We start from the raw sequence: 26,070 nt of genomic DNA, 5'->3' as shown, positions 1-26,070 counted from the left end.
CGTCCGAGTCGTCGAGACTCGCGCCTGCGGCGCATGCGCTTCGACGACTCGGACGCGAGACGGGCCGCGAACTCCTCGCTCGTAAGACTCGCTTCGTTGGGGTCACCGATGGCGGATCGTTCGGCCACCGGTGCACGCTCGCCGGATGGTCGAGTCCCGCGCCTGCGGCGCATGCGCTTCGACGAGTCGGCTGTGTTCGATGGCCGCGCCTTCGGCGCGGACGCGAGACGGGTCGCTCGTAAGACTCGCTCCGTAGTTGGAGAGTCTCCGCGGTCAACTCGCCTGCGATGGACTACATCGCATGCGCTGCGGGGTGCCCGGTTGGCGCGGACGTATCGTCGGAGCCATGGCTGTTGTGAAGATCAATGCGATCGAGGTTCCGGAGGGCGCGGGCCCCGAGTTGGAGAAGCGATTCGCCCATCGCGCGCATGCGGTCGAGGGCTCGCCGGGCTTCCTCGGCTTCCAGTTACTGCGGCCGGTGGCCGGAGAGAACCGGTACTTCGTTGTCACCCAGTGGGATTCGGAAGAGTCGTTCGCGGCGTGGCGGGACGGACCCGCGCGCGAGGCGCACGCCGGCGAGCGGCAGAAGCCGGTTTCGACGGGTGCCTCGCTGCTGGAATTCGAGGTTGTACTGGACGTCGCGGCCAAGTCCGCTTCCTGAAACCGCTGGACAGACCCGGCGCGCGACTCGCCCATCCCGGCCTGGGCAAGTCGCCCGCCATGTTGACGCCGAGTACAACCGGATGTCACAGTTCGAAGGACAAACGCGAGGGTGACGCGGTAATTCGGTGAAATTCCGGAGCGGTCGCGCCACTGTGTTCTTGCACCGAGTCCTTGGTGCCGGAAAGCCAGACACCGGCGCCTTCGCACCGAACAACTCACGGGACGCGCATCCCTAGGAGGACTCGAATGGCTATCGCGCATTCACCGAGTCGGGCAACTGATTCACTCGGCACACTGCTCATCGCAGTGGGCGTCGTTCTTCTCGCATTGCTCACGCTGTACCTGGTCGGCTTCGACCAGGGCGTCATCTCGCGCAGCGGGATGTACCTGCATGAGCTCATGCACGACGGACGTCACCTGCTCGGTGTGCCGTGCCACTGAGTACACCCACCCCGCCGACTCCGTCGGCGGCCGTACCCCTGGTCGGATCGCTCAAGACCCTGCTGCTCCGTGGCCTGCTGGCCGGCCTCATCGCCGGTCTGCTGGCCGCGACAGTGGGCTACTTCGTCGGCGAATCCAAGATCGACGCCGCCATCTCCATCGAAGAGGCCAATACCGCCAAGGAGCAGGCCGCCGAGCACGCCCAGGAACCAGCCGGGCATACGCACGGTGACGAGGAAGAACCGCTGGTCAGCCGGTCCGGGCAGAAGTTCGGGCAGTTCCTTGCGCTCGGACTCGCCGGGCTCGCGCTCGGGGCGATCTTCGCTTCGGTCGCGCACTTCGCACGCCGGTACACCACCTTGTCGGGGCCGAAGCTCGCGCTCGGATCGGCATTGGCCGGTTGGACCGCGATAGTGGCGGTGCCGTTCTTCAAGTACCCGGCCAATCCGCCCGCCGTGGGTGAACCGGACACCATCAACCAGCGCACCCTGCTGTGGTTGGCGGCGGTGCTACTCGGACTCGCTGCCGTCGGTATCGGGCTGTACGTCTACAAACTGCTTGCCGCGCAACTCGGTACGGTCCGGCTGATCGCCGGGGTCGCGGCATTCGTCCTCATCGTGGTACTCGGGTACATCCTGTTGCCCGGCGTGAACGAGGTGAAGGACGACTTCCCGGCCGTACTGCTGTGGCAGTTCCGTGCGACATCGCTCGGCGAGACGGCCACCCTGTGGGCCTGCCTCGGCCTCGGTTTCGCGGCGCTCACCGAATTCGCCACGCGCGATAGCACTCCGGTACGAGAAACAGCCGCTACCGCAGGCTGATCCGGAATTCGAACCGCGAAAGGCAGTGTCGGTCGTATGACCGCCACTGCCTTTTCCGTACGGCCGAGAACCGACCCACCACGCCCGGTTTTCGTGGCATTCACCGCACTCGTCATCGCGCTACTATGCGGCGTCGGCGAGGCCATCACCTACACCGCCGTGCAATTGGACCGCCCGAACGCCGATATCGGCTCACTCGCAACAGGTTCGGCCGTTCGCGGCGGCATTTATCTGGTGGTTCTCGGCGTCGCCGTCCAGATGGCGCGCGGCGCCCGCTGGGCCAGGCTGGTGCTCACCTTCGGCATCGGCGTAATCGGCCTGGCCTCTCTGACCATCGAACCACTGGCAGCCACGTTGTCCGCCAAGCAAATCGGCGACCTGTTCGACAACCTCACCGCATCCGCGGTGATCACCGGAACCTTCCGCACCGGGCACATCCTGGCCGTCTTGGTTGCCATCCCCGCCATGTACCACCCGACCGCCCGCCGCTACTTCAGGTAGTGGCCATCTCGCACAGGCTATTCGGTATGCGCGGTAATCGCCGGGTGCGCGACAGCGTTATTGCCAGCCGGGGCGGACCAGGCCGGATTCGTAGGCCATGACCACGAGTTGGGTGCGGTCTCTGGCGTCCAGTTTCATCAGGATGCGGCTGACGTGGGTGCGGGCGGTGGCGGGACTCATGAAGAGGCGTTCGCCGATTTCGGCATTGGTGAGACCCTCGGCTACCAGGGTCATGACCTCACGCTCGCGGTCGGTGAGTTCGGTGAACGCGGCGGGTGGGGGTTGTTTGGCGTGGGCGGAGAATTCGGCGATGAGGCGGCGGGTGACGCCGGGCGAGAGCAGGGCGTCGCCCGCGGCGACGACTCGGATGGCGCGGACGAGGTCGGCGGGTTCGGTGTGTTTGACCAGGAACCCCGTCGCGCCCGCGCGCATTGCTTCGAAGACGTATTCGTCGAGTTCGAAGGTGGTCAGGACGACAACCTTCACCTCGGCGAGTTTCGGATCCTCGGCGATCATTCTGGTGGCGGCAAGGCCGTCCAGGACCGGCATTCTGATATCCATCAGGACCACGTCGGGGGTCAGGCTGCGGGTCATGCGGACGGCCTGTTCGCCGTTATCGGCCTCACCCACCACCTCGATGCCGTCCTGCGCGTCGAGCAGCGCGACGAAACCGCCGCGCACCAGGGCCTGATCGTCGGCAACCAATACCCGGACGGGCCCACCCGCGTCCCTCGAATTGCCGCCGTTCATCGCGCCTCCTCCTGGGACGGTAGCCGGGCCACCACGCGGAATCCGCCACTGGGCCGCGGACCCGCGATCAGCTGACCGCCGAGAGCGTGTGCGCGTTCGCGCATGCCGAGAATGCCATTGCCGCCGCTCGGTCCGGACTTCGATTGTGTACCGGTGGCGCGAGCGTTGTCGATGGTGATCTCGACCGAATCGGCCGCGTAGCGGATGGTCACCGCGGCCGGTGCGCCGGGCGCGTGGCGGACCACATTGGTCAGCGATTCCTGGATGATGCGGGCCGCCGCCACATCGACGACGCTGGGCAATTTGTGTGCGGTGCCGATAATGCGGGTGTCGACCGTGAGACCGGCAGCGCGGGTGCGCTGCAGCAGTGCGTCCAGATCCTCGATGCTCGGCGCCGGACTCCGTGGGGCGGGCGGCGGTGCTTCGACGGTGTGGGCAACCGAATTATCTTGGGCCCGTTCGGATTCGTGGCGCGCGTGCGCGGATTCCGGCTCGACATCCGATTCACCCACTTCGGCCGCGCCGGGCGACGGACTGCCGCTGCGGATCGAGTGCAGCAGCGTATGCACCTCGGCCAACGCATCCTTGCTCGCCGTTTTGATAGCCGCGAGAGCCGATTCGGCCTGCTCCGGCTTCTTGTCGAAGAGCTCCAGCGCCACCGAGGACTGCACATTGATCAGCGAAAGGCTATGTGCCAGTACATCGTGCAACTCACGCGCGATCGCGAGCCGTTCCTCGCTGGCCCGCCGTTCGCGCTGCGCCTCCTCATCGCGGCGCGCCGCCTCGGCCCGCTGCCTGCGCGCCACCACCACCGCCTGGCGCTGGCGGATCCCCTCCGCGATCGCGACCAGCACACCCAGCCAGGCGATCATGCCGAATGCCAGCCACGGGTCGGCCGGATGCCCCACCAGCGCGGGCAGCGGCCAGAGCAGCGCGAGATAGCCGATCGGCGCGAGCGGATATGTCCACCAGCGCGATCCGACGATCGCCGCGCTGATGAATGCGATCACCAGTGAAACGAAGATCGGGCCGTAGCCGTAGCCGCGCAGCAGGTACACCGCGCAGGACGCGATCGTCACGAGCAGCGCGGGCAGCGGGTAGGAACGGCGTAGCAATAACGCCACCGGTCCGATGAGCAACAGCACATAGCCGAATGCGTCGAGCGAGTGCACTCCGGTCTGGCGCAGGTTGGCATTGCGTCCCCCGACGACCTGGATCGCCCCGACGACGAGCGCGAGCACCCAGTCCTGAAGGACCGGGCCACGTTTCGATTCCCCTGGCGCTGTCACACTTGCAGCCTATTGGCCCGGACGCGCCACGACGTCCGCCGCGCTACGTATGCTCCCCCGCCGCCCCGAATATTTTGCCGGCCGTTGGTGCCTCAACGGTCGCGTCGCGGGCCATCGGTCGAGGTGACAGCCAGGTTTCGGGCGTTCCCGACGAAGTTGCCCATATGCTTGCGAAATCAGTCGTCGCGTCCGCAGTCACGGCGCTTCGTAGGCCGCGGTACGTACATCGAGCATCGCCGCGCGACGGATGTGTCCCCCCTGGTCGGGGGCGGATTCTCGGTGCATGACAGATTCCATCGTGGTCACCGCAGGGCTGACCAAACGCTACGGCACCCACGTCGCCGTCGACCGCGTGCAAATGCATGTCGCGCCCGGGGAGATCTACGGTTTCCTCGGTCCGAACGGCGCGGGCAAGACGACCACGCTGCGAATGCTGGTCGGATTGATCCGTCCCACCGATGGCACCGCCACCGTGCTCGGACATACCCCGGGCGATCCGGCCGTGGTCCGCCGAATCGGCGTCCTTATCGAGGGACCTGGCTTCTACCCCTACCTCACCGGCCGCGACAACCTGCGGGTACTCGCGAAATATCGAGGCCTCGAGCGTGCCGACGCGGAGGACGCGCTCGACCGCGTCGGCCTCGCCAATCGCGCCGACGATAAGTTCCGCACCTACTCCCTCGGTATGAAGCAGCGCCTCGGCGTCGGCGCGGCTCTGCTCGGCCGTCCCGATCTGCTGATCCTGGACGAGCCGACCAATGGCCTCGACCCGCAGGGCATGGCCGAAATGCGAGAGCTCATCACAACTCTCGCCGGTGACGGTCACACCGTGCTGCTGTCCAGCCACATGCTCAGCGAGGTGCAGGAGATCTGCGACCGTGTCGGTGTTATCTCCGGCGGCAAGCTGCTCACCGAATCCACGGTCACCGAATTGCGCGGCGCCTCTTCGCTTTTACTGCGAGCCGAGCCGCTGGAGGTGGCATTTCCCGCCGTGCGCCGGGTGGTCGGCGAGCGTTCGGCCATGTTGACCGCGCGCGGAATTCGGATCGAGGCCGGTGCGGACAGCGCGCCGGTGGTCGCGCGTGCGGTCGTCGAATCCGGCGCGGATCTGCTGGAGCTGCGGACCGATGAAAAGTCCCTGGAAGAAGTGTTCTTCGAAATGACCCAATTGGAGCCAGCGAAATGAACGGGACAATGAACGGCCTGATGGCGAGCACGAGAGCGGAGATGCTGCGACTGCGTAAGTGGCCCGCATTCTGGATCATTCTCGGCACCTGGATTCTGCTGAATCTCACCTTCTCCTACCTCTTCAACTACCTCGCCTACTCCTCCGGCGATATGAAAACGATGTCGAACGGCGTGCCCAAAGACGTTCTGCTGCATCAGATGTTGCCCGCTGCGGTACCGGAGGTCTTCACCCAGGGCATGGCGATGTTCGGTGGTGCGCTGATGCTCATTCTCGGCGCATTGACCATCGGTAGCGGATATGGCTGGGGCACTTGGAAAACCGTGCTCACCCAGGGGCCGTCGCGGATAAATGCCATCGGCGGTGCGCTGATCAGCCTGGCGGTCACCGTTGTCGGGCTGGTGTGCGTCGCGTTCGTGGCGGATATCGGGGTCGCATCGATTATCGCGACAACCCGATCACAGTCGCTGGCACTGCCCGGCCTTGGCCAGGCGGTGAACGGAATCATCACCGGCACAGCGATTCTCGGCATGTGGACGCTGGCGGGCGCCCTGATCGGGGCGATCGCGCGCGGTCCGGCGCTGGCCGTCGGACTCGGACTGGTGTGGGTGCTGGTTGTGGAGAATCTGCTGCGCGGTGTTGCGGCGATCTTCAGCCCGATCAAGGTGCTCACCGATCATCTGCCCGGTACAGCAGCGGGTTCGATGGCCGGGGCGATGCGTACCGTCGAGGGGCCGTCGACGCCGGGGGTGCTCGACATCCTGTCGCGGACTCAGTCGCTCATCGCGCTGGTGGTGTACGTGGCGCTCTTCGCGGCGGGCACGATGTGGCTGGTGCAGCGGCGCGATATGGTCTGAACCCACAGGCGCCGAAACCGTTGGCGAACAACAGTTCGTCAGCGGTTCGGCGCATTCAGGGCGCGGACAGCACGGAACGGGCCAGTTCGGCCAGCGCCCCCGCGATCTGCGCGGAAGTGAGACCCCGCGCCCGCTGATGCCGATAGACCTCGGCGGCCAACGGCGCGAGCAGCGAATCGACCATGGCGTCCGGGTCCCCGATGCCTGCGGCCACCAACAGCGACCGGACGTGCAGGAACCAGAAGCCGTACGCACCGGCGGCGAACCGCGCGCCGCCGATCTCCGCGCCGAGCACCAAATCCGCGTGCCCGTCCAATAATTCGACCATGGCGGCATAGAAGGCGGCGAGCCGTTCGGCTGGTGGCGCGCCGGGACCGAGCGGTGGTTCACCGCGCAACAATTGCTCCTGCAGTGCGCGTTCGTGTTCGTCGAGCAGTGCGACGGCGATCGAATTCTTATCCGGATAGCGGCGGTACAGCGTGCCGCGACCGACCCCCGCCGCCTTGGCGATGTCGTCCATCGTGACAGTGCGCGGGTCCCGCGTTGCGAACAGCTCGGCGGCCGCGGCGAGCACTTTGGCTCGGTTGCGGGCCGCGTCCGCGCGCTCGGTCGGCAATGCCGGTTCCGGATGCCCGCCGAGCAGGTCCATATCGCTGTTCATCGCCCGACTGTACTCGACTTTCCAATCAAGTGGACAGAATGTCCGGTTGTCGGTACGGTAGCAACCGGACATGGTGTCCAGTTAGATTCGCGGGAGAGATCATGAGCACGTTGTTGCACCTCGATGCCAGCGCCCGGCGTCGTTCCATCAGCCGGGAACTGAGCGCGGCATTCGCCCAGGCATGGCGCGCCGGGAATCCCGAGGGCGGCTACATCTATCGCGACTTGGCGGCCGAGCCAGTGCCCTTCATCGACGAGGCATGGACCGAACTATGCGATGCCGTCCTCGCCCAACCAGGCACCGATCTGAACCGCCTCGCCGAACTGGTCCGCACACCGCAACAGGCCACCGCCTGGGCGATAGTGGAACCGCTGCTGACCGAGGTGCTGGCCGCCGATGTGATACTGATCGGCACCCCGATGTACAACTACTCGATTCCGGCAGCGCTCAAGGCCTGGCTCGATCAGGTGACCTTTCCGCGAATGTCCTTGGGCGACAGGCGATTCGTCGTCGTCTCCGCACGCGGCGGGTCGTACGCATCCGGCGCCCCCAAGGCCGCCTTCGACTATCAAGAGCGCTATCTGCGCGATTTCTTCGCGGGACATTTCGCCGTCACCGACACCGTCTTCGTCAATGCGGAACTCGCCAACTCGAGGCAGGACCCGGCACTGGCGCACCTGCGCGGCCGGCATGACGAATCCTATTCGGCCGCAATGGAATCCGCGCGCAATTTGGCCGGCCGCTAGCGACTGCTTGCAGGTCGCTCGAAAGGATCGGAGTACTGATGAATTGGATCATTCTCGGCATCGCCGGACTGGTGGAGATCATCTGGTCGCAAAGCATCAAGCCGACCGAGAACTTCACGCGCCTCGTCCCGACCGTCATCTGCTTCGTACTCGGCGCGGTCGCGGTGTATCTGCTGTCGCGGGCCATGCAGACGCTGCCGGTCGGCACGGCCTATGCGGTCTTCACCGGAATCGGCGCGGTCGGCGCGATCAGCCTCGGTGTCGTGATCAACAAGGATCCGATGAGCGCCGGACGGCTGCTGGCACTGTCGCTGATTCTCGGCGGCATCGTGCTGGCGCGCGTCACCAATCCGGACTGAGCAGGTCCGGCGGTACAGTCCGAAGCATGATCGAACCAGTGCGGGTACCCGATCTGTCGTCGCGCCCCTATGGGGTCGAAGTCGAGCGCACGATGACCGCGCCGCCACCGGCGCTGTACCGGGCCTGGACCGAGCGGTTCGACCACTGGTTCGCGACCCCCGGGTCGGTCCTCATGCGACCGGCCGTGAACGAGCCGTTCTTCTTCGAGGCCGAATATCAGGGCATGCGCAGCCCGCACCACGGACGGTTTCTCCGCCTGGTTCCGGATCAGATCGTAGAGCTGACCTGGGTGACCGGGTCTGGCGGCACCGAGGGCGCGGAAACCGTGGTGACGGTCGAGCTCGTGCCGATCCACTCCGGCACCCGACTTCGCTTGGCGCACGCGGGATTTGCCGATGAATCCGCCCGCGACCGGCATTTGCAGGCCTGGCCGCCGGTGCTCGAACAGCTCGATCAGCGCACGGCCGAGCCCGCCTGACGATCATCCGCTGCGGCACTCGAATCCGGCTGCCGCCTTCGCACGCGTCGCCGGGGCGGCGAGGGTAGGTTCGACTGCGAATTGTGATTCACACATCTTCGAAAGGACCGTGATGCCCACACGTACCGCGCGCACCGCTTGGACCGGTGGCCTCCAGGACGGCTCCGGCCAGGTCGAGTTGGCCAGTTCCGGTGTCGGCAAGTACGACGTCTCCTTCCCCAAGCGTGCCGCCGACGACGCCGACGGCACCACCAGCCCCGAGGAACTGATCGCGGCGGCGCACTCCTCCTGCTTCGCCATGGCCCTCTCAGCCCAGATCGGCAATGCCGGCGGCACGCCCGAGAGCCTGGACGTCACCGCCGATGTGACCCTCGGCCCGGATCCGGACGGCGGCTTCCGCATCAGCGCCATCAAACTCACCGTCCGCGGCCGGGTCTCCGGCCTGGACGCCGACGGCTTCGCCGCCGCGGCAGCCGCCGCCAAGGCGGGCTGCCCGGTCAGCAAGGCCCTCGCCGGGGTGGACAACATCACCCTCGACGCCGCCCTCGCCTGACTTCCCGGCTCCTCGCACGGCCAGTGCGAGGAGCCCAGTGGTTATGCGAGCGCCGCGTACGCGCACAGGCGTAGGGCGAACATCGTCGGCAGGCCGATGTCCGGGTGCGGGTGTCGGGCGCAGGGTTGGGTCATGAACATTTTCACGCAACCCGAGGCCATCACCTTCTTGGCCGATCACTATGACGGCGGATGGCATCCCTGGCCGTTCTTCTGGATCTTCCCAGTGCTGTTCTGGGCCACCATCATTGTCTTCTTCGTATTCGCGCGGCGGCGGTTCTGGGCACACCAGAGCGGAATCGGTGCGCTGCGTACCGCGTTCGCACGTGGCGAGATCACCGAGGATCAATATCGCAGTCGACTGGCGGTGCTGCGCGAGCGCGGAGCGAAGCCGCGCGGTGGCGAGACTCCCGCTACCTGAGCCGCAAGCTTTTCGGTAGGCCCGCCGCCCGGCCCCACGAGCGGCGGGCACCGCAACCGCATGTTTGCCCGAAATATCGGCCGGCAGCGTACGGCCTCATTCAGAACCGATGACTATTCGACCCGAATCACGGGAGACCCACACCATGAGCATGACCTTCGGAACCGTCATTACACCGCGATCGGGAGCCGAATGGGTGCGCGCGGTACAGAGCGCCGAACAGCAGGGCTACCGAACGATCCTGCTGCCGGACACGCTCGATACCCCATCCCCGTTCCCGACACTCGCGGCCGCCGCCGCGGTGACCACCACCATCCGACTGCGCCCGAACGTACTGGCCGCTCCCCTGCGGACTCCAGCCGCCACCGTGCGCGAAACCGCCGCACTGCAACTGCTTTCGGACCGACGATTCGAACTCGGCATCGGGTCGGGGCGTCCCGATGCGAGCGCCGAGGCCGAACGGCTCGGTATGCCTTGGGGTTCGGCGGCCCGACGCCGCGAGCAACTCATCGCCACCGTGCATGCCGTTCGTGAACAGGTCGATCCCGCGCTGCCGATCATCGTGGCCGCGAATGGACCTCGAATGCTCACTGTCGCAGCGGGTTTCGCCGATCGGGTATTGCTGGCCGCCGGGCCGGACGCGACCGAGGCCGATCTCGCCGAGATGGTCCGGATCGTGCGCGACAATACCGATCGCGATGTGCGCTTCACCCATCAGCTGGTCGGCATCGGCGACGAACTGCCGTTCTGGTTGAGCAAGCGGCTCGGACTCACCGCGGACGGACTGCGCGCGGGTGGATCGGCGGGTGTGCTGGACGGCGATCCGGCCACCGTCGCCGAGGTGCTCGAATACCGCCGGGAGAAGTACGGCATCGATGAACTGATCGTCCCCGGCGAACTGGCCGAAGCCTTCGCCCCGGCACTCGCCCTATTCACAAACCAGACTGTCTGACCCCGGACGGAAACCGTCACCCGCCACAGCGCCACGGCCGCAATTCTCGCGACCGTGGCGCTGTGCTGATATGCGCGCCCGTCATCGGGCACAACTGCCTGCGAAACTACTGCGCGTCCGGATTGGCCGCCTGCCGTTCGGCATCGGTGAATCCATCCACCGCCTGCCCGGGCGCGGCCATACTGCGCCGCGCCGAATACGCCGCGGCCGATGCGAATGCCCCCGCCGCCCCCGCCGGCGTCGCACCGTAGGTCAGCGAGCGCCGCGGATCGAACCCCAATTCGGACCCCACCGCCACCGCATCCATATTCGCGCCGAGGAATACGAAATCCCAGGAGTACACCTCCTGCTGCTGCGTAATCAGCGACCGGACCGCGGCATGCGTCCATTCCCGGCTGGAATTCTCGTGCCCATCGGTCAGTACAACGACGATCACCGTGCCCGGGCGCTCATGCTCAGGTCGAGCCGAGAGTTCCCGGCCGACATCGGTGACCAGCCGCCCCACCGCGTCATACAGCGCGGTTCCACCGCGCGGCTGCAGGCTCAGCGGCGGTACCTCGGCGATCGGCCGATTCGCATAGACCAGTTCGTATTCGGTATCGAACTGCGCCAGCGTCACCAGTGTCGTCTTCGGCACCTTGCGCTGTTCTTCGATGTAGGCATCGAAGCCGCCCTCGGTATCGGTTTTTATCGCCTGCATGGAACCAGACCGATCCAGCAGAACCGCGATCAATGTCAGATCTGAATTTGTCACCTAGCACCCCCGTGATAGTTGTCCGAATGACCGCTCCCCACGGTACGCCGCTGCTCGAGCGTGCGAATTCCAGAAAAATGCCGCCCACCGGAAATCCGGTGGGCGGCATCTTCCGGCCGTTGCGACTTACTCGCCGGCAGCCTCGGCCGTGGTGGTGCCTTCGCCCGCACCCGTGAGCACGACCTCCGGCTTCTCCTCGGTCGCTGCCGCCTTGGTCAGCTTCGCCTTGCCGGTGAAGGTGAACTTGGCGTTCTCGCCCGAACCCTCGCCGTCCCAGCCCTCGACGTCGACCACGATGGTCTGTCCCGGGCCGATCTCGCCGAAGAGGATCTTCTCCGACAGCTGGTCCTCGATCTCGCGCTGGATGGTCCGGCGCAGTGGCCGGGCGCCGAGCACCGGATCGAAGCCGCGCTTGGCAAGCAGTGCCTTGCCCTGCGGGGACAGCTCGATCTCCATGTCCTTGTTCTTCAGCTGCGTGGCGACGCGGCCGATCATCAGATCCACCATCTCCACGATCTGATCCGTGGTGAGCTGGTGGAAGACGATCACGTCGTCGATGCGGTTGAGGAACTCGGGCCGGAAGTGCTTCTTCAGCTCGTCGTTGACCTTGAGCTTCATCCGCTCGTAGTTCGAGCCCTCGGCGTTGGACTGGGTGAAGCCCAGGCCGACCGCCTTGGAGATGTCCGAGGTACCCAGGTTCGAGGTGAAGATCAGCACGGTGTTCTTGAAGTCGACCGTACGTCCCTGACCGTCGGTGAGACGACCGTCCTCGAGGACCTGCAACAGGGTGTTGTAGATCTCCTGATGTGCCTTTTCGATCTCGTCGAACAGAACGACCGAGAACGGCTTGCGGCGCACCTTCTCGGTGAGCTGGCCGCCCTCTTCGTAGCCCACGTACCCGGGCGGGGCACCGAAGAGCCGCGATGCGGTGAAGCGGTCGTGGAACTCGCCCATATCGATCTGGATGAGCGCGTCGTCGTCGCCGAACAGGAAGTTCGCCAGCGCCTTGGACAGCTCGGTCTTACCGACACCGGACGGACCGGCGAAGATGAACGAGCCCGAGGGACGCTTCGGATCCTTCAGCCCGGCGCGGGTGCGGCGGATCGCCTTGGAGACGGCCTTGACCGCGTCCTCCTGGCCGATGATCCGCTTGTGCAGCTCGTCCTCCATGCGGAGCAGACGGGTGGTCTCCTCCTCGGTGAGCTTGAACACCGGGATACCGGTCCAGTTGGCCAGCACCTCTGCGATCTGCTCGTCGTCGACCTCGGCCACGACATCCAGATCACCGGAGCGCCACTGCTTTTCGCGCTCGGCGCGCTTGGCGACCAGCTGCTTTTCCTTATCGCGCAGCCGTGCCGCCTTCTCGAAGTCCTGCGCGTCGATGGCGCTTTCCTTCTCCCGGCGCGCATCGGCGATCTTGTCGTCGAATTCGCGCAGGTCCGGCGGGGCGGTCATGCGACGGATGCGCATGCGCGCCCCGGCCTCGTCGATCAGGTCGATCGCCTTGTCCGGCAGGAACCGGTCGTTGATGTAGCGGTCGGCCAGGGTGGCCGCGGCCACCAGCGCGCCGTCGGTGATGGACACCCGGTGATGCGCCTCGTAGCGGTCGCGCAGACCCTTGAGGATATTGATGGTGTGCTCGACTGTCGGCTCGCCGACCTGCACCGGCTGGAACCGGCGCTCGAGTGCGGCGTCCTTCTCGATGTACTTGCGGTACTCGTCGAGGGTGGTCGCACCGATGGTCTGCAGCTCACCGCGGGCCAGCTTCGGCTTCAGGATCGAAGCGGCGTCGATCGCGCCCTCGGCGGCACCCGCGCCGACGAGCGTGTGCAGCTCGTCGATGAACAGGATGATGTCGCCGCGGGTGTTGATCTCCTTGAGCACCTTCTTCAGGCGCTCTTCGAAGTCACCGCGGTAGCGGCTGCCCGCGACCAGGGAACCCAGGTCGAGGGTGTAGAGCTGCTTGTCCTTCAGCGTCTCCGGGACCTCGCCGTTGACGATGGCCTGGGCCAGACCCTCGACCACGGCGGTCTTACCGACACCGGGCTCGCCGATGAGGACCGGGTTGTTCTTGGTACGGCGGCTCAGCACCTGCATGACGCGCTCGATTTCCTTCGAGCGGCCGATGACCGGGTCGAGCTTGCCCTCGAGGGCGGCCTGGGTCAGGTTGCGGCCGAACTGGTCGAGCACCAGCGAGGTGGACGGGGTACCGGCCTCGCCGCGCGAACCGGATTCCACCGGCTCCTTGCCCTGGTATCCGGACAGCAGCTGGATGACCTGCTGGCGCACCCGGTTGAGATCCGCACCCAGCTTCACCAGCACCTGCGCCGCGACACCCTCACCTTCACGGATCAGGCCGAGCAGAATGTGCTCGGTGCCGATGTAGTTGTGGCCGAGCTGCAGCGCCTCGCGCAGGCTCAGTTCCAGCACCTTCTTGGCACGCGGGGTGAACGGGATGTGACCGGACGGGGCCTGCTGGCCCTGGCCGATGATCTCCTCCACCTGGCTGCGCACACCCTCCAGCGAAATACCAAGGGATTCCAGCGACTTCGCCGCTACGCCCTCGCCCTCGTGGATCAACCCAAGCAGGATGTGCTCGGTGCCGATGTAGTTGTGGTTGAGCATCCGGGCCTCTTCTTGGGCCAGGACAACGACGCGCCTCGCGCGGTCGGTGAACCTCTCGAACATCGCTCCCTCACTCTCCTGCTCCGAAATTCTGGCATCCGACGCTTCCGTGGCGTCAGCCTGCCATGAAGCCCGGGGGTTGCGGCCCCGGCCTCCACTCTAGTTGGCAGGGGATTACGCCGCCTCCAGTCCACCCTATTGGGGACCGGCGACAACACGGTCATTCACTCATAACGTGCTTGTTGCGGGATACGTTTCCGCTCAGGTTTTGCCCTGAGCGAAATCGCCGGTCGCCGCTTCCCAGCCGTGGGTGTTACCCGGTGAACGGCGGGACGAACTCGCACGGCACCTCGCGCGCATGCGCCGGATCGAGGGCGTTGAGCACGAAGCGGGCGGTGCGGGGACTGCCGGCAATCGCCAGATGTTCGGAGAAGTCGGTCGCGCAGCCGTCCTGGACGACGATATTCGTCGCGTTCGGCCCGGGCACGAAGCCCGAGTCGTAGGGGACGACGATCTCGTCGAGGCTGCCCATGATGTTGGTATAGGTGATGCCGGGAAGGTAGACGCCGTCGCTGTTGAGATCCCGCAGGAAGGCCGAATCGCGCAACAGCTCGGTGCAGGCCTGGCACAGCGAACCCGCCGCGGCCTGGAAGTAGGGCCCGGCGCCGAGCCGGTCGGCGAATGCGGCCACATCCGCCCCACCGCCCGCATTGGTACCGCGCCAGGCCGGTGCGATCGATACATATTTATCGATCTTGTCCGCACCGCCGAGCCGCTTGGCGTAGTAGTTCGGCAGCACCGTGCCCTGCGAATGCCCGACCACATCCACCTTGCTCGCCCCGGTGGCCGCGAGCACCCGATCCACGAACGCACCGAACTGCACCGCGCTCTGCTCGATCGGCAGCATCCCGCCGACCGCGGAGATCGGCCACGGCAGATCGTAGGCGCCGTAAGTCAGCGAGAAGACGCAGTAACCTTCATTCGCGAGCAGCGGCGCGTACAGCCCCCAATTCGTCTGCGCCCCACCACCCGTACCGTGCGCGAGCACCACCGGATTCGGATGCGCCGCACTGGGCCGGCACCCCCAATCATTCGAACCCGGCAGCGAGCCACCGTGATTCACCAGCTCATTCGGAATTCCGGCAAAGAAGTTGTAGTCGACCGGATATTCGGCCTGCGCACTACCACCCGCACCAACCCACAGCACGGCCAGCACGGCAATAACGAGTGCGGACCCGGAAACACGCCGCATGGAGACCTCCACAATCTGAAACGTGTTCCAGAACGTAGCGCAACTTATCGCCACCCCGAGGGCAGTTCGAGCAAGTCGGCATGCGAATCTCGTTTACCGCCCGATGCTCACCGGCTATGCATCCGTAGCGTTTCGATTGTGTTCGTACGGCGTGAGTTACCGGCGTCGATTCGGGAGGCGAACGGCATCGATCTCGCCCACTCCGGCTGTCGCGCCCGGCCCCGCGCTCGCGCGATTGCCGCGGCCCAAGGACGTCGAACTGTGCTGCCCGGTGCGCCGACGTGACGCCGAAACGCCTTCGGCGGGCCGATCAATGATCGACCCGCCGAAGGCGGCAGAGAGCCAGCGGTATTGCGGTCGGTTTCTAAACCAGCGTATGCGCACCCGTCGGCTGCGAACCGGACTGCCCGAATCCGTACTGCTGAGCCATGATCGGCGCCCGGTACGGCTGACCGGCGGACTGCGGACCGACACTCGGCATCGGCCGCGACTGCGAAACCTGCTGTGTGCCAACCGCACCCGCGGCCTGCGTGCGACCGTGCTGGATGCCCGCCACGAACAGCGCCCCGGTCAGCACGAGGAAGGCCAGTGTGTGCAGGATTGCGCGGAGGATATTCCAACGGACCCAAGTGGATTCGAAATCGGCGCGCACCTTTGCCAGGTCACCGATCTGGGCCGGGTCGCCTGCCGCCGCGAGTTGGTCGTTGAGCGGAACATTCAATCCGGAGGTGACCGCGAAGGCGATCACATTGAGTGCCAAGGCCACACCGAGCCAGATCAAGGTGGTGCGGTGTTCCTTGCCCAGGTGCAGCGCCGCCGCGAGGAGGGTGAAGCCGACGGTGCCGAGGAATCCGAGCATGAACCACGGGTTGATGATGACCACATTGATCTTCTGCATCACATCGATCATCGCGCGATCATCGGTGCGGTTCAGCGCGGGCATCACCGATGTCGCATAAGCGTAGAAAACGCCCGCGATCAAGCCGGTTGCGAGGGTAGCCGCCACCAGCGCGGCGAGTCGTAGCGCGAACATGAATTTCTCCTGCCTCGGAAACCCGGACCTGGTCCGATTTGCTCGGTCCGGCGATGTTTCAAGTACACCGGTAACCGTCGCGACCATCCATGGTTCAAGCGCTCGGCCACCTAAGCGAGAGTCCACGCCCGCCCGAGTCACAAGTCTCGGTCGGAGATCAAACCACTTTGCATGGCCAAACCGGCCAGTCGGACTCTTTTCTGATTCTGCGGCAGATTTTCCACACCGAACTTGGCGAACAGTGCCCGCAGATGTGTCTTGATCGCATCGACGCTGAGGAACAATTCCTCGGCGATCTGTTGATTCGAAGCCGGAGTCGCGAAACCCGCACCGTTCTTATATGGACGGCACAGCGCGACCAGCACCGCGCGCTGGGTATCGGTCAGTGAGCGCAGCGTGGGAATAGTGCCGGTCGAGGTCCGCGTCGCATCATCGACGACGCCACCGAAATCGTGGAACGAGACCAGCGAGGTACCGACCCGGATCCGATCGCCCGCCATCAGCCGCCGCCGCCCGACGAGTCGCTCACCGTTGACGAAGGTGCCGTTGCGGGACAGGCCGTCATCGACGATCGTCCAGTGCGCGCCGAGATATTCGACCGCCGCATGCAGCCGCGAGACCTCCGCGTCCCAGCGCAGCGCCAGATCGGCCTGCGGGGAACGCCCGATGGTGACGCGCTGCTGGTCCGGGGTGAGCATGAACTCCTGCTGCCGACCCGAGTCATCAGTGAATCGCAGTAGCGATCCGACGAAACCAGTCACTGCGCCGATACCTCATCTCTCCATACCGCCAGTGACGCTCTTCGCACAGTTCCATGGTGCCGCGTCCTGGTACCGCGAGCAAGATCGAGTCGACTCCGGACCTTCCTCATATCGAAGGCCTATCACAAACGAGCCGCCGCCCGGGCGTCGCACGATTCGCCCGGGCGGCAGCCCAAATTAAATAAGAACTCAGCCCTTCGCGGCCTTGTTGTACGCATCGGTGATGTCGGCCGAGATACGACCCCGCGCGGACACCTTGTGTCCATTCCGGCGCGCCCACTCGCGAATTGCAGCGCTTTGTTCACGATCGATCGAGACCCGGCTCTTTGCAGCTCCGGGAGCAGCGACAGCAGCCTTGACCCGCCGCCGACCACTGACCCGCCGAGCACTCGAAACCCACTCTTCCAAGCCGTCGCGCAGCTTCGCCGCATTTGCCGACGACAGGTCGATCTCGTACGACACACCGTCGATCGCAAACTCAATGGTCTCGTCCGCGATGGACTCACCATCGACATCGTCGATCAGGCTAACGGTGACCTTCTTTGCCATGAGATGAACGTCCTCTCGAAATCGTGCGACCCGCATACTAGGCCGATTACCCGAGGCAAGAATACCCCGAATTCGAAAAATTCCAAGACGAGGGCCGAACTATGCAAACCGATCGTCAGCGAGTGACTGGACGCACAATTGGGAACAGTATCGTTTCCCGGATTCCGAATCCCGTGAGTGCCATCAACAAGCGATCGATTCCCATACCCGTACCCGTTGTCGGAGGCATGCCGTGCTCCATCGCCGCGAGGAAGTCCTCGTCGAGTGCCATCGCCTCGTCATCACCTTGTGCGGCAAGCCGCGCTTGATCCACGAACCGCTCGCGCTGGATCACCGGATCGACCAACTCCGAATAGCCAGTTGCCAACTCGAAGCCGCGCACATAGAGGTCCCACTTCTCGGTAACTCCAGGCTTGCTGCGATGCTGTCTGGTCAGCGGTGATGTCTCGACCGGGAAGTCACGCACGAAAGTCGGGGCGTAGAGCTTGTCACCGTACTGGTGCTCCCATAGTTCTTCGACAAGTTTGCCGTGGCCATAGCCCTTGTCCTCGGGAATTTCGAGTCCGACCCGATCGGCGAGTGCAAGTAATTCCTCGATCGAAGTTTCCGGAGTCACCGATACACCCAGTGCGTCCGACAGCGAGGGGTACATCTCGACCGTCGCCCACTCACCGCGAAGATCGTATTCGGTGCCGTCTGCGAGGGTTACCACCTGCGTGCCGAAGACCTCCTCGGCAACTTCCTGCACCAATTCCCGAATCATCCGTGCGGAGTCATCGTAGGTGCCGTATGCCTCATAGGTTTCCAACATTGCGAACTCCGGGGAATGCGTGGAGTCCGACCCCTCGTTCCGGAAGTTCCTGTTGATCTCGAAGACCTGTTCCAGGCCGCCCACCACACAGCGCTTGAGGAACAGTTCGGGCGCAATTCGCAGGTAGAGATCGATATCGAGGGCATTGGAATGGGTGACGAACGGTCGTGCCGCCGCACCGCCGTGCAGCGTCTGCAGCATCGGCGTCTCCACCTCGAGGAAGCCGCGGCGCTCGAGCGCATTGCGCAGCGCGCGCACCACCGCGACCCTGGTCCTGGCCATTTCCCTGGCCTCGGGGCGCACGATCAGATCGACATAGCGCTGCCGAACCCGCGACTCCTCGTTCATCTCCTTGTGCGCCACCGGCAGCGGCCGCAGGGCCTTGGCCGACATGGCCCAGGAATCGGCCATGACGCTCAATTCACCGGTTCGTGAGGAGATCACCTCGCCGTGCACGAATACGAAGTCTCCGAGGTCTACATCGGCCTTCCAGGCCGCCAGTGCGTCGGCTCCGACACCGTTGAGGCTGATCATCGCCTGCAGTTTGGTGCCGTCACCCTCCTGCAGTGTCGCGAAACACAGCTTGCCGGTATTACGCAGGAAAATGACGCGCCCGACGACACCGGCCTGCAGACCGGTCTGGGTGTCCGGCTCGAGCTCCGGATAGGCGGCCCGAATTTCGCCGAGAGTATGTGTACGCGGCACCACCACCGGATAGGCGTCACCGCCATCGGCGATCAACCGCTCGCGCTTCTCGCGCCGAATCCGCATCTGCTCCGGAACATCGTCCGCGGCGGGCGCGGGACGGTTGGCTTGCCCCGCAGGAACCGAACCCGCGGAGCGACCGGATGAAGGCGTGTTCGGGTTGCTCACGTTCAACAACACTAGCGGGCACCGGAAATCGATTTGCGAGCCGCCCGGGCACGACCGGCCGCTAACGAATCAGCCGTGCCCGGAACGGTCCGTCATGTCCTGTTTCGCGACCTTCTCCGGCACGCCGAATAGCGGACGCGCTCTGGCAATCATCCGAAAGCCATTGCGCGCCCGTATGTTTCGAGATGGAAGTGTTCTGTCCGAATTTACAGTGTTGCCAGCGCCTCGACCTCGCGGGCGAAGTGCGGCGCCCGGACCCCGACACTGAGCAGACCGGCCGCCTTCATTGCCTGATAGCCACCGATCACATCGGTGGCCCGATGCAGACCGAGTTCCTGCAGCGCGGCCGCGGCGAGACTGGAGGTAAAGCCCTCCGAGCAGACGACGATCCATTCCACATCGTGATCGGTGGCCAGTGCCAGCCGAGCCGAACTCGACGGATCCAAACGCCATTCCAGGACATTCCGTTCGATCACCAGCGCGCCCGGCAGCGCGCCCTCACGTGCGCGCTGTGCCTGCGGCCGGATATCGACCAGAATCGCGCCCCGATCGAGCGCCTGCGGCGTTTCGAAGGCGTAGATCCGATTCAGGCGGGCCCGCGCGTTGTCGAGCATCTGATCGATGGTCAAACGGGTCATCACATATCACCTTCGGGCTGGTCGGTGAGGACGGTTCGGGAGCGCCGCAGGGTGCCGTGGCCGGTCACCTCGTAATAGGACATGGCGGTGAGCGGCGGTGAATAAGCGTGCACGCTGAGCGTCGGATCGAGCGGCCCGGCGGATTCCGTTGTGCCGTTTCGAGCGACCTGCAAGCAATCGGCCGCGGGTGCGCGCATCACATCGTGCACCCAGCCGATCGGGAAGGAGGCCTGATCACCCGCGGTCAGCGTGCGCCTGCGCAGTTCCGTTCCGTTCCAGCGGAATTCCGAGAGCGCGCCGCTGAGCACGGTCAATGCGCCGAGCGAACCGGCGTGGTCGTGCAAATCGGTGGATTTGCCGGGAGTCCAGCTGATCAGCCAGACATCGACCTCGTCGTCGGAAAGCAGCCGGGTGGCCCAGCGCTCATCGGTCGGCCAAATTCCGTTGGCCGGCAACAGATGGTCGTAGCGTCCCGCGAGTACGTCTTCGGCGCCCTCGTCGGTCAGCCGGAGCAGATCGGCGGGACGCAGGCGGGTGGGTAATGCGGAGGAGACGGCACGATCCAACGGCGGGGTAGCCGAAAGGGCATTACGTGCGGAATCGAGGGAAAGAACAGAAGAACGCATCAGCGAATCTCCAGGAGTATGTCAACGGTCGAGGGACTTGGTCAGCCTCGAACGGTCGAGGCAGGTCAGCCTCGACAACACTCCTGGGTGCTCACGCGCGAATACACGGATGCGAGTGTAGCAGCGCGAAAACCGGCGGCAAAGCGCCCGGTCATGCGTGAGCACCCCGGGTGGGCATATCAACCACCCTTACGGCGCTGATTGCGCTCGTAGACCAGGCGCAATCCGGTCAATGTGAGATGCGGCTCGTGATGGTCGATGGTCTCCGATTCCGGCACGATCAGCGGTGCGGTGGCCCCGGTCGCGACCACCGCGACATCGTCACCGGCGAATGCGTCGAATTCATCGCGAATCCGATCGATCAGACCGTCCACCAAACCGGCGAAGCCGAATATCGCGCCGGATTGGATGGCCTCGACAGTGTTTTTGCCGACCACCGAGCGCGGCCGCGCCAACTCCACCCGGCGCAATGCGGCACGCTCGATGAGCGCCTCGCTGGAGATCTCCACACCCGGTGCGAGCACACCGCCGAGAAACTCGCCCTTGGCCGATACCAGATCAACGGTGGTGGCGGTGCCGAAATCCACGACAATCGCGGCCGTGCCGAAACGATGATGTGCGGCAAGGGTGTTCACGATGCGGTCCGCGCCGATTTCCTTGGGATTGTCGACGAGCAGCGGAATACCGGTTCGCACACCGGGTTCCACCACCACGTGCGGCACATGATCCCAATAGCGATCGAGCATCGATCTGATCTCGCGCAGTACCGGCGGCACGGTGGACAACGCCGAAACTCCGACGATCTCCTCGACCTGATCACCGACCAATCCGCGCACCTGCATCGCGAATTCGTCCGCGGTCAGCAGCGGATTGGTATGCATCCGCCAGTGCCGCACCAACTTCGCGTGATTACCACTGCCCGAGAACAATCCGAGTTCGATGCTCGTATTTCGGACATCGATGGTCAGCAGCATCGGCTCAGGCGTGAGCGACGGGCACGGAGGCGGCAGCCTGCGTAACCACGGAGGGCCTCGGGAACGCCGCATCGGGCACCGCGGTCAGTGAGCGCGGGGTGACCAGACCGGAACCCGCCGGGGCATGCGCCGGATCGGAACCGAGATCGGTCGCACGATTGCGCTCGTCGACGAAGACGACCTTCGGGGCGTATTCCTTCAGCTCCGCCTCGTCCATCATGCCGTAGGCGATCAGGATGACCAGATCGCCGGGATGCACGAGATGGGCGGCGGCGCCGTTGATCCCGATGACACCCGAGCCGCGCTCACCGGCGATCACATAGGTCTCCAGGCGGGCGCCGTTATCGATATCGACAATGCAGACCTGCTCACCCTCGAGCAGATCGGCGGCGTCGAGCAGATCCTGGTCAACGGTCACCGACCCGACATAGTGCAGATCGGCGTGGGTCACCGTGGCACGGTGGATCTTCGACTTCATCATGGTGCGCAACATCGCTGTCGCCTTCCTAAATATTGGCCTGGGCAGGCTGGGAGTCGGTCGCGGCGGTGCGCGAATCGGGAAGTGTGGGGTGGCCACCATCGACGGGTGCGCCGAGTGCAAGGGCGGTGTTGTCGATGAGGCGGGTCGAGCCGACCCTGGCGGCGACCAGCAGTCGCGCATTGCCGTTCGCGGGGGCGGGGCCCAGTGCGGACGACCGCAATTCGAGATAGTCGACAGCGATACCGGAGGTCGCGTCGAGTACCGCACGGGCGGCCGCCAGCACGGCATCGGCGCCGAGCGCGCCCGCATGCCGACCCGCAGCCAGCGCCGCCGACAGGGCCAGCGCCGATTCCCGCTGTGCCGCATCGAGATACCGATTGCGGGAGGACAGTGCGAGGCCGTCGGGTTCGCGAACCGTCGGCAGCGGCACGATCTTGACATCCATATTCAGATCACGCACCATCTGCCGGATCAGCGTGAGCTGCTGATAGTCCTTCTCGCCGAAGAAAGCCTCGGTCGGGCGCGCGATATTCAGCAGCTTCGCGACCACGGTCAGCATGCCCGCGAAATGCGTCGGGCGGCTGGCGCCTTCGAGCTCGGCGCCGATCGGGCCGGGATGCACGGTGGTGCGCGGCCCGTCCGGGTACATATCCGACGCGCTCGGCGCGAATACCAGCTCAACCCCCTCGTTGCGAAGCAACTCGACGTCGGCGTCGAGGGTCCGCGGGTATTTGTCCAGATCCTCGTTCGCACCGAACTGCAGGGGATTCACGAAAATCGAGACGATGACCACCTGATTGGTCCGCTTGGCCCGGCGCACGATCTCGAGGTGCCCCTCGTGCAGTGCGCCCATCGTCGGCACCAGGCCGACGGTACGGCCGACACCGCGCAAGGCCTTGGACACCGCGGCGATCACCTCGGGATCATGGTGCACGGTCAGCTCGCCGCGCCGATACGCGCCGCGCAATTTCGGATCCATCATCGGCCTCCCTCCAGCAGCTCGATCAGAGCCGGATTGGTCTTGGCGCGTTCGGCCGTGCGCAGCGACATGGCGCGATAGCCCGCGGCCAGCCGGGTATCGACCGCTTCCAGGGCGGTCAGATGGGCGGCAACGGCATCCGCGTCGCCGCGCGCCACCGGGCCGGTCAACGCGGACTGACCGCGGCGCAGGGCATTGTCGAGCGCGGCCGAGGCCAAGGGGGCGAGCAGGCGTTCGGCCAGACCGTTGGGTTGATCGTCGACGATCTGCTGGCCGAGCAGGCCCGGGCCCGCCAGGGCGGCGCGCAGTGCGTCGACCGCGTCCAGAATGACCGTGACCAGGTGATTACTGCCGTGTGCGAGCGCCGCGTGATAGAGCTGGCGATTTTCTTCCTGCACCCGAACCGGCTCGCCGCCCATTTCGATCACCAGCGATTGCGCGATGGCGAAGCCGATTTCGTCGGCGGCGGTAATGCCGAAGCAGGCATTGCCGAGCCGGGCGACGTCCTCGTCGTGTCCGGTGAAGGTCATGGCCGGATGGATGGCCAGCGGAAGTACGCCACGCTCGGCCAGCGGAGCAAGCACGCCGACGCCATTGGCGCCGGAGGTGTGCGCGACGATGGTGCCGGCCCGGACCACACCCGCGGATGCGAGCCCGCGCACCAGCCCGGGTAGTTCGGCATCGGGTACGGCCAGCAGCAGCAGTTCGCTGCGTGCGGCCACCTCCTCGACCGGCAGGATCTCGGAATCGGGCAGTCGAGTGCGGGCCCGATGCACCGAGGCATCGGAAATGGCGGCCACGCCGAACACCACATGTCCGGCGCGCTCTAGCGCCGCACCGAGTGCGGAGCCGACGCGTCCCGCCGAGACGATTCCCACCGTCAAGCGTGCAGGCGCGGGGTCACCCGAAGCAGCGTTGTCAGGGTTGACGCTTCTCGAGGTCAACGTTGTCCTCTCGATGTCGTTCCAGTCCCGGGCAGCCGGGTACCAGACGTTCCGCACCGAGAATATCGGCCCATGGCTTGCCGATGCCACGGGGCACCGCGTGATTTACACCGCAGTGTTGTGTTTGATTTGCAGCGCCTTCGGCGCTGCGGGTTCGCTCGTAAGACTCGCTCCGTCGGGGTCACCGGTAGCGGATCGTCCGGCCAGCGATGCACACGCCACGGATGGTCGAGTCCGACGCCTGCGGCGCAAGCGCTTCGACGACTCGGACGCGAGACGGGCCGCGAACGGTCGCTCGTAAGACTCGCTCCGTCGGGGTCACCGATGGCGGATCGTTTGGCCACCGGTGTACGCGCCACGGATGGTCGAGTCCGACGCCTGCGGCGCAAGCGCTTGGACGACTCGGAGGCGAGACGGGCCGCGAACGGTCGCTCGTAAGACTCGCTCCGTTGGGGTCGCTGGGGCGGAACCCTCATCGCTCGGCGCTGATCAGCGCCCCGTACGGCCCTTCTCTTCGGATTGCAGGTTGGCCATGATCTCGGCGACCGAAAGTCGGCGTGACGAGTTGCCGGAGTCAGCATCCGGATCTACTCGGCGACGGCGGCGGGAGCTGGCGCCGAGGGGCGGGACCGCGGTCGTCGGATGCGGGGTGGGCTCCGGGTGTGGCGTCGGGGTGGACGGCTCCGGTGTCGAGGGGTCATGTGACTCGGGTTCGGACGGCTCCGGCTCCGACAGGCGCGGCGGCACGGTGTACTCCAACGGCTGCAGCCGCGGGGGGACACCGGTCTTTGCCGGATCCTCGGTGAACGCGTCGGCCCAGCCGCCAGTGGTGGTGAGCGGGTCGTTGTCGCGGATGTCGTCGACCTCGGCGTCGGTGATATCCGCATCATCGAGATCGTCGAGGGAGACGACCGCGGTCTCCGCGGTCACCGGATCGTCGAAGGGGCTGGCGAACCGCGGAGGCTCCGGATGATCCGATTCGAAGACCGGGGTTAAGGTGCTGGGAGATTGCTGGAACGCCATGTCCAGCCAGGTGTCGGCATTCGCCGAGCTATTGTTGGCCGAATTTCCGAATGCGCTCGGCAACTCGTGAATCCGGGTCGCATCGGCGCGCAATGCGGGTCGATCCATCGGCAGATCACCGTCGAAGAGCCGCTGCAGACTCTCCCGGAGCACGGTCAGTTCGGCGCGCAGCGCGGCCATTTCGGCCGCATCGGCACCCACTTCCGCGCGCACCCGCGCCTCGACGCCGAGCTCGTATTCGCGCCGGGCGGTCACCTCGCGTTCCAACTGGAGCTCGTACACCGTCTGCAGGTCACGGACCTTGGCCTTATCGATCGTGGCTTCCTTGCGGTACCGCGTCGCGGCCAACGCGCCGATGACGGCCGCCCACAGCGCCGCCACCAAGCCGATCCGAACAAACTGCAGACGGTCACTGAAAACCAGGAAAACGCTGGCAACCAGACCGAGCAGAATCAATACGCCGATGAACAATTTTCCCGCGTCGTCCCGCCGTCGACGAGAGGTGCTGCTGCGGGAGGGTGAAACCATGCACGCCAGGGTAGCTTGATCAGCCAGCCGCGCCCAGATTCACATGCGGTGATTCCGACAGGATTATTTGCTATGTAGTTGCTGGATCATCCGATGGGTCCTCGGGAGCCCGGCAGCAATACTCCAGCCACAACGCCGCAGCTACCAAAGCCACCCCCGCCAGCATCCCGACAATGGCGCCGGGACTATCCGCACCCGCCGCATTCAAGGTGCCGCGCTGCGGAAAGACCCAGAAAAGGAAACCCAGCCAGACACCGGCGGCAAGCGAGCCGACCTGCGCGGACGCCTTCGCCAACGCGACCGCGCGGGCCGCGGTGATCGGATGCAGCTGATGGCTGCCGTCGCCGATCTGATGTTCATTGACCCGTCCGCGGATTACGAAGCCGAGCGCAACTTCGATCGCGGCGACCGGATAAAGCGATGCGCCCGCGTAAATCGAGATCGGCGGGAAACTACCATAGGCCATCCGCGTGAGCACCCAGGCGATGAGCGCCGCGATAACGACATTGGCGATGAGATCGAGGATCCGGGTCGGCTTCAG

The 26,070-nt window shown here is 65.4% G+C and carries 30 protein-coding genes and 1 riboswitch; of the genes, 12 read left to right on the top strand and 18 right to left on the bottom strand.

The window, feature by feature from the left end; genetic code table 11:
* Positions 1-346 precede the first annotated feature (346 nt).
* From mhuD to ACIBW7_RS04900, 4 genes are all read left to right on the top strand, one after another.
* Positions 347-661, top strand: coding sequence for a mycobilin-forming heme oxygenase MhuD (mhuD, locus tag ACIBW7_RS04915; protein WP_040686177.1), 315 nt, complete (start codon positions 347-349; stop codon positions 659-661).
* A 65-nt stretch (positions 662-726) separates the two neighbouring features.
* Positions 727-879: riboswitch (cobalamin riboswitch) on the top strand.
* Between the two features lie 30 nt (positions 880-909).
* Positions 910-1,104 (top strand): CbtB-domain containing protein, encoded by a 195-nt coding sequence (locus tag ACIBW7_RS04910; RefSeq protein WP_040686176.1) that lies wholly within the window; start codon positions 910-912, stop codon positions 1,102-1,104.
* On the top strand, positions 1,095-1,925 hold the full coding sequence (locus tag ACIBW7_RS04905) for a CbtA family protein (RefSeq protein ID WP_397044072.1): 831 nt from the start codon (positions 1,095-1,097) through the stop codon (positions 1,923-1,925). The genes ACIBW7_RS04910 and ACIBW7_RS04905 overlap by 10 nt, the downstream gene beginning before the upstream one ends.
* Before the next feature lie 36 nt (positions 1,926-1,961).
* Complete coding sequence (locus ACIBW7_RS04900; protein WP_397044070.1) at positions 1,962-2,426, top strand: hypothetical protein; 465 nt, start codon at positions 1,962-1,964, stop codon at positions 2,424-2,426.
* Positions 2,427-2,483: 57 nt separating this feature from the next.
* On the opposite strand, the gene ACIBW7_RS04895 is transcribed toward ACIBW7_RS04900, so the two are convergent.
* Complete coding sequence (locus tag ACIBW7_RS04895; RefSeq protein WP_364489253.1) at positions 2,484-3,176, bottom strand: response regulator transcription factor; 693 nt, start codon at positions 3,174-3,176, stop codon at positions 2,484-2,486.
* Positions 3,173-4,465, bottom strand: a complete 1,293-nt coding sequence (locus ACIBW7_RS04890) for a sensor histidine kinase (protein WP_397044067.1) — start codon at positions 4,463-4,465, stop codon at positions 3,173-3,175. The genes ACIBW7_RS04895 and ACIBW7_RS04890 overlap by 4 nt, the downstream gene beginning before the upstream one ends.
* 283 nt (positions 4,466-4,748) lie before the next feature.
* On the opposite strand from ACIBW7_RS04890, the gene ACIBW7_RS04885 reads away from it, so the two are divergent.
* Positions 4,749-5,651, top strand: coding sequence for an ABC transporter ATP-binding protein (locus ACIBW7_RS04885; protein ID WP_397044064.1), 903 nt, complete (start codon positions 4,749-4,751; stop codon positions 5,649-5,651).
* A gap of 20 nt (positions 5,652-5,671) precedes the next feature.
* Positions 5,672-6,508 (top strand): ABC transporter permease, encoded by an 837-nt coding sequence (locus tag ACIBW7_RS04880; RefSeq protein WP_397044062.1) that lies wholly within the window; start codon positions 5,672-5,674, stop codon positions 6,506-6,508.
* A 55-nt stretch (positions 6,509-6,563) separates the two neighbouring features.
* Here the strand turns inward: ACIBW7_RS04880 and ACIBW7_RS04875 are convergent, their stop codons facing one another.
* A complete protein-coding gene (locus ACIBW7_RS04875; protein WP_397044061.1) occupies positions 6,564-7,169 on the bottom strand; it encodes a TetR/AcrR family transcriptional regulator in 606 nt (201 codons plus the stop codon).
* A 101-nt stretch (positions 7,170-7,270) separates the two neighbouring features.
* Here ACIBW7_RS04875 and ACIBW7_RS04870 point away from each other — a divergent pair, with 101 nt between their 5' ends.
* The 6 genes from ACIBW7_RS04870 to ACIBW7_RS04845 all read left to right on the top strand — a co-directional run bounded on the left by ACIBW7_RS04870 (position 7,271) and on the right by ACIBW7_RS04845 (position 10,678).
* Positions 7,271-7,915, top strand: a complete 645-nt coding sequence (locus ACIBW7_RS04870) for an FMN-dependent NADH-azoreductase (protein WP_397044060.1) — start codon at positions 7,271-7,273, stop codon at positions 7,913-7,915.
* Between the two features lie 38 nt (positions 7,916-7,953).
* Complete coding sequence (locus ACIBW7_RS04865; protein WP_397044058.1) at positions 7,954-8,274, top strand: DMT family transporter; 321 nt, start codon at positions 7,954-7,956, stop codon at positions 8,272-8,274.
* A gap of 26 nt (positions 8,275-8,300) precedes the next feature.
* Entirely contained in the window at positions 8,301-8,753 is a 453-nt protein-coding gene (locus tag ACIBW7_RS04860; RefSeq protein ID WP_397044055.1) for an SRPBCC domain-containing protein, read from the top strand.
* A 112-nt stretch (positions 8,754-8,865) separates the two neighbouring features.
* Entirely contained in the window at positions 8,866-9,306 is a 441-nt protein-coding gene (locus tag ACIBW7_RS04855; protein WP_040686169.1) for an OsmC family peroxiredoxin, read from the top strand.
* Between the two features lie 132 nt (positions 9,307-9,438).
* Entirely contained in the window at positions 9,439-9,726 is a 288-nt protein-coding gene (locus ACIBW7_RS04850) for an SHOCT domain-containing protein (protein WP_397044053.1), read from the top strand.
* A gap of 109 nt (positions 9,727-9,835) precedes the next feature.
* Positions 9,836-10,678, top strand: a complete 843-nt coding sequence (locus ACIBW7_RS04845) for an LLM class flavin-dependent oxidoreductase (protein ID WP_397044051.1) — start codon at positions 9,836-9,838, stop codon at positions 10,676-10,678.
* Positions 10,679-10,784: 106 nt separating this feature from the next.
* On the opposite strand, the gene ACIBW7_RS04840 is transcribed toward ACIBW7_RS04845, so the two are convergent.
* The 15 genes from ACIBW7_RS04840 to ACIBW7_RS04770 all read right to left on the bottom strand — a co-directional run bounded on the left by ACIBW7_RS04840 (position 10,785) and on the right by ACIBW7_RS04770 (position 26,070).
* Positions 10,785-11,432, bottom strand: a complete 648-nt coding sequence (locus tag ACIBW7_RS04840; RefSeq protein ID WP_397044050.1) for a VWA domain-containing protein — start codon at positions 11,430-11,432, stop codon at positions 10,785-10,787.
* A gap of 126 nt (positions 11,433-11,558) precedes the next feature.
* On the bottom strand, positions 11,559-14,120 hold the full coding sequence (locus tag ACIBW7_RS04835; RefSeq protein ID WP_364489224.1) for an ATP-dependent Clp protease ATP-binding subunit: 2,562 nt from the start codon (positions 14,118-14,120) through the stop codon (positions 11,559-11,561).
* A 250-nt stretch (positions 14,121-14,370) separates the two neighbouring features.
* A complete protein-coding gene (locus tag ACIBW7_RS04830) occupies positions 14,371-15,309 on the bottom strand; it encodes an esterase/lipase family protein (RefSeq protein WP_397044047.1) in 939 nt (312 codons plus the stop codon).
* A 364-nt stretch (positions 15,310-15,673) separates the two neighbouring features.
* Complete coding sequence (locus ACIBW7_RS04825; protein ID WP_397044045.1) at positions 15,674-16,342, bottom strand: DUF1772 domain-containing protein; 669 nt, start codon at positions 16,340-16,342, stop codon at positions 15,674-15,676.
* 137 nt (positions 16,343-16,479) lie between these two features.
* A complete protein-coding gene (locus tag ACIBW7_RS04820; protein ID WP_245672443.1) occupies positions 16,480-17,040 on the bottom strand; it encodes an FHA domain-containing protein in 561 nt (186 codons plus the stop codon).
* Between the two features lie 252 nt (positions 17,041-17,292).
* The gene (locus tag ACIBW7_RS04815) at positions 17,293-17,652 is read right to left on the bottom strand and encodes an Lsr2 family protein (protein ID WP_040686163.1); all 360 of its coding nucleotides are present in this window, start codon (positions 17,650-17,652) and stop codon (positions 17,293-17,295) included.
* A 115-nt stretch (positions 17,653-17,767) separates the two neighbouring features.
* Positions 17,768-19,234, bottom strand: a complete 1,467-nt coding sequence (lysS, locus tag ACIBW7_RS04810) for a lysine--tRNA ligase (protein WP_397044238.1) — start codon at positions 19,232-19,234, stop codon at positions 17,768-17,770.
* A gap of 308 nt (positions 19,235-19,542) precedes the next feature.
* A complete protein-coding gene (locus ACIBW7_RS04805; protein ID WP_397044043.1) occupies positions 19,543-19,974 on the bottom strand; it encodes a rhodanese-like domain-containing protein in 432 nt (143 codons plus the stop codon).
* Entirely contained in the window at positions 19,974-20,600 is a 627-nt protein-coding gene (locus ACIBW7_RS04800) for a cysteine dioxygenase (protein ID WP_397044041.1), read from the bottom strand. Before ACIBW7_RS04800 ends, ACIBW7_RS04805 begins: the two co-directional genes overlap by 1 nt.
* Before the next feature lie 179 nt (positions 20,601-20,779).
* Positions 20,780-21,574, bottom strand: a complete 795-nt coding sequence (locus ACIBW7_RS04795; protein ID WP_397044039.1) for a type III pantothenate kinase — start codon at positions 21,572-21,574, stop codon at positions 20,780-20,782.
* Between the two features lie 4 nt (positions 21,575-21,578).
* Positions 21,579-22,067: an aspartate 1-decarboxylase gene (panD, locus tag ACIBW7_RS04790; protein ID WP_397044037.1), complete on the bottom strand. Its 489-nt coding sequence runs from the start codon at positions 22,065-22,067 to the stop codon at positions 21,579-21,581.
* 13 nt (positions 22,068-22,080) lie between these two features.
* Positions 22,081-23,037, bottom strand: a complete 957-nt coding sequence (panC, locus tag ACIBW7_RS04785) for a pantoate--beta-alanine ligase (RefSeq protein ID WP_397044035.1) — start codon at positions 23,035-23,037, stop codon at positions 22,081-22,083.
* The gene (locus tag ACIBW7_RS04780; RefSeq protein ID WP_397044033.1) at positions 23,034-23,978 is read right to left on the bottom strand and encodes a Rossmann-like and DUF2520 domain-containing protein; all 945 of its coding nucleotides are present in this window, start codon (positions 23,976-23,978) and stop codon (positions 23,034-23,036) included. Before ACIBW7_RS04780 ends, panC begins: the two co-directional genes overlap by 4 nt.
* Before the next feature lie 489 nt (positions 23,979-24,467).
* On the bottom strand, positions 24,468-25,529 hold the full coding sequence (locus tag ACIBW7_RS04775) for a DUF6779 domain-containing protein (RefSeq protein ID WP_397044031.1): 1,062 nt from the start codon (positions 25,527-25,529) through the stop codon (positions 24,468-24,470).
* Positions 25,530-25,599: 70 nt separating this feature from the next.
* A complete protein-coding gene (locus ACIBW7_RS04770) occupies positions 25,600-26,070 on the bottom strand; it encodes a DUF3180 domain-containing protein (protein WP_327101850.1) in 471 nt (156 codons plus the stop codon).

Source organism: Nocardia sp. NPDC049526 (genome assembly GCF_044465765.1).
In the GTDB taxonomy this organism is placed as follows: domain Bacteria; phylum Actinomycetota; class Actinomycetes; order Mycobacteriales; family Mycobacteriaceae; genus Nocardia.
This window is presented reverse-complemented; position numbering and strand designations above follow the sequence as displayed.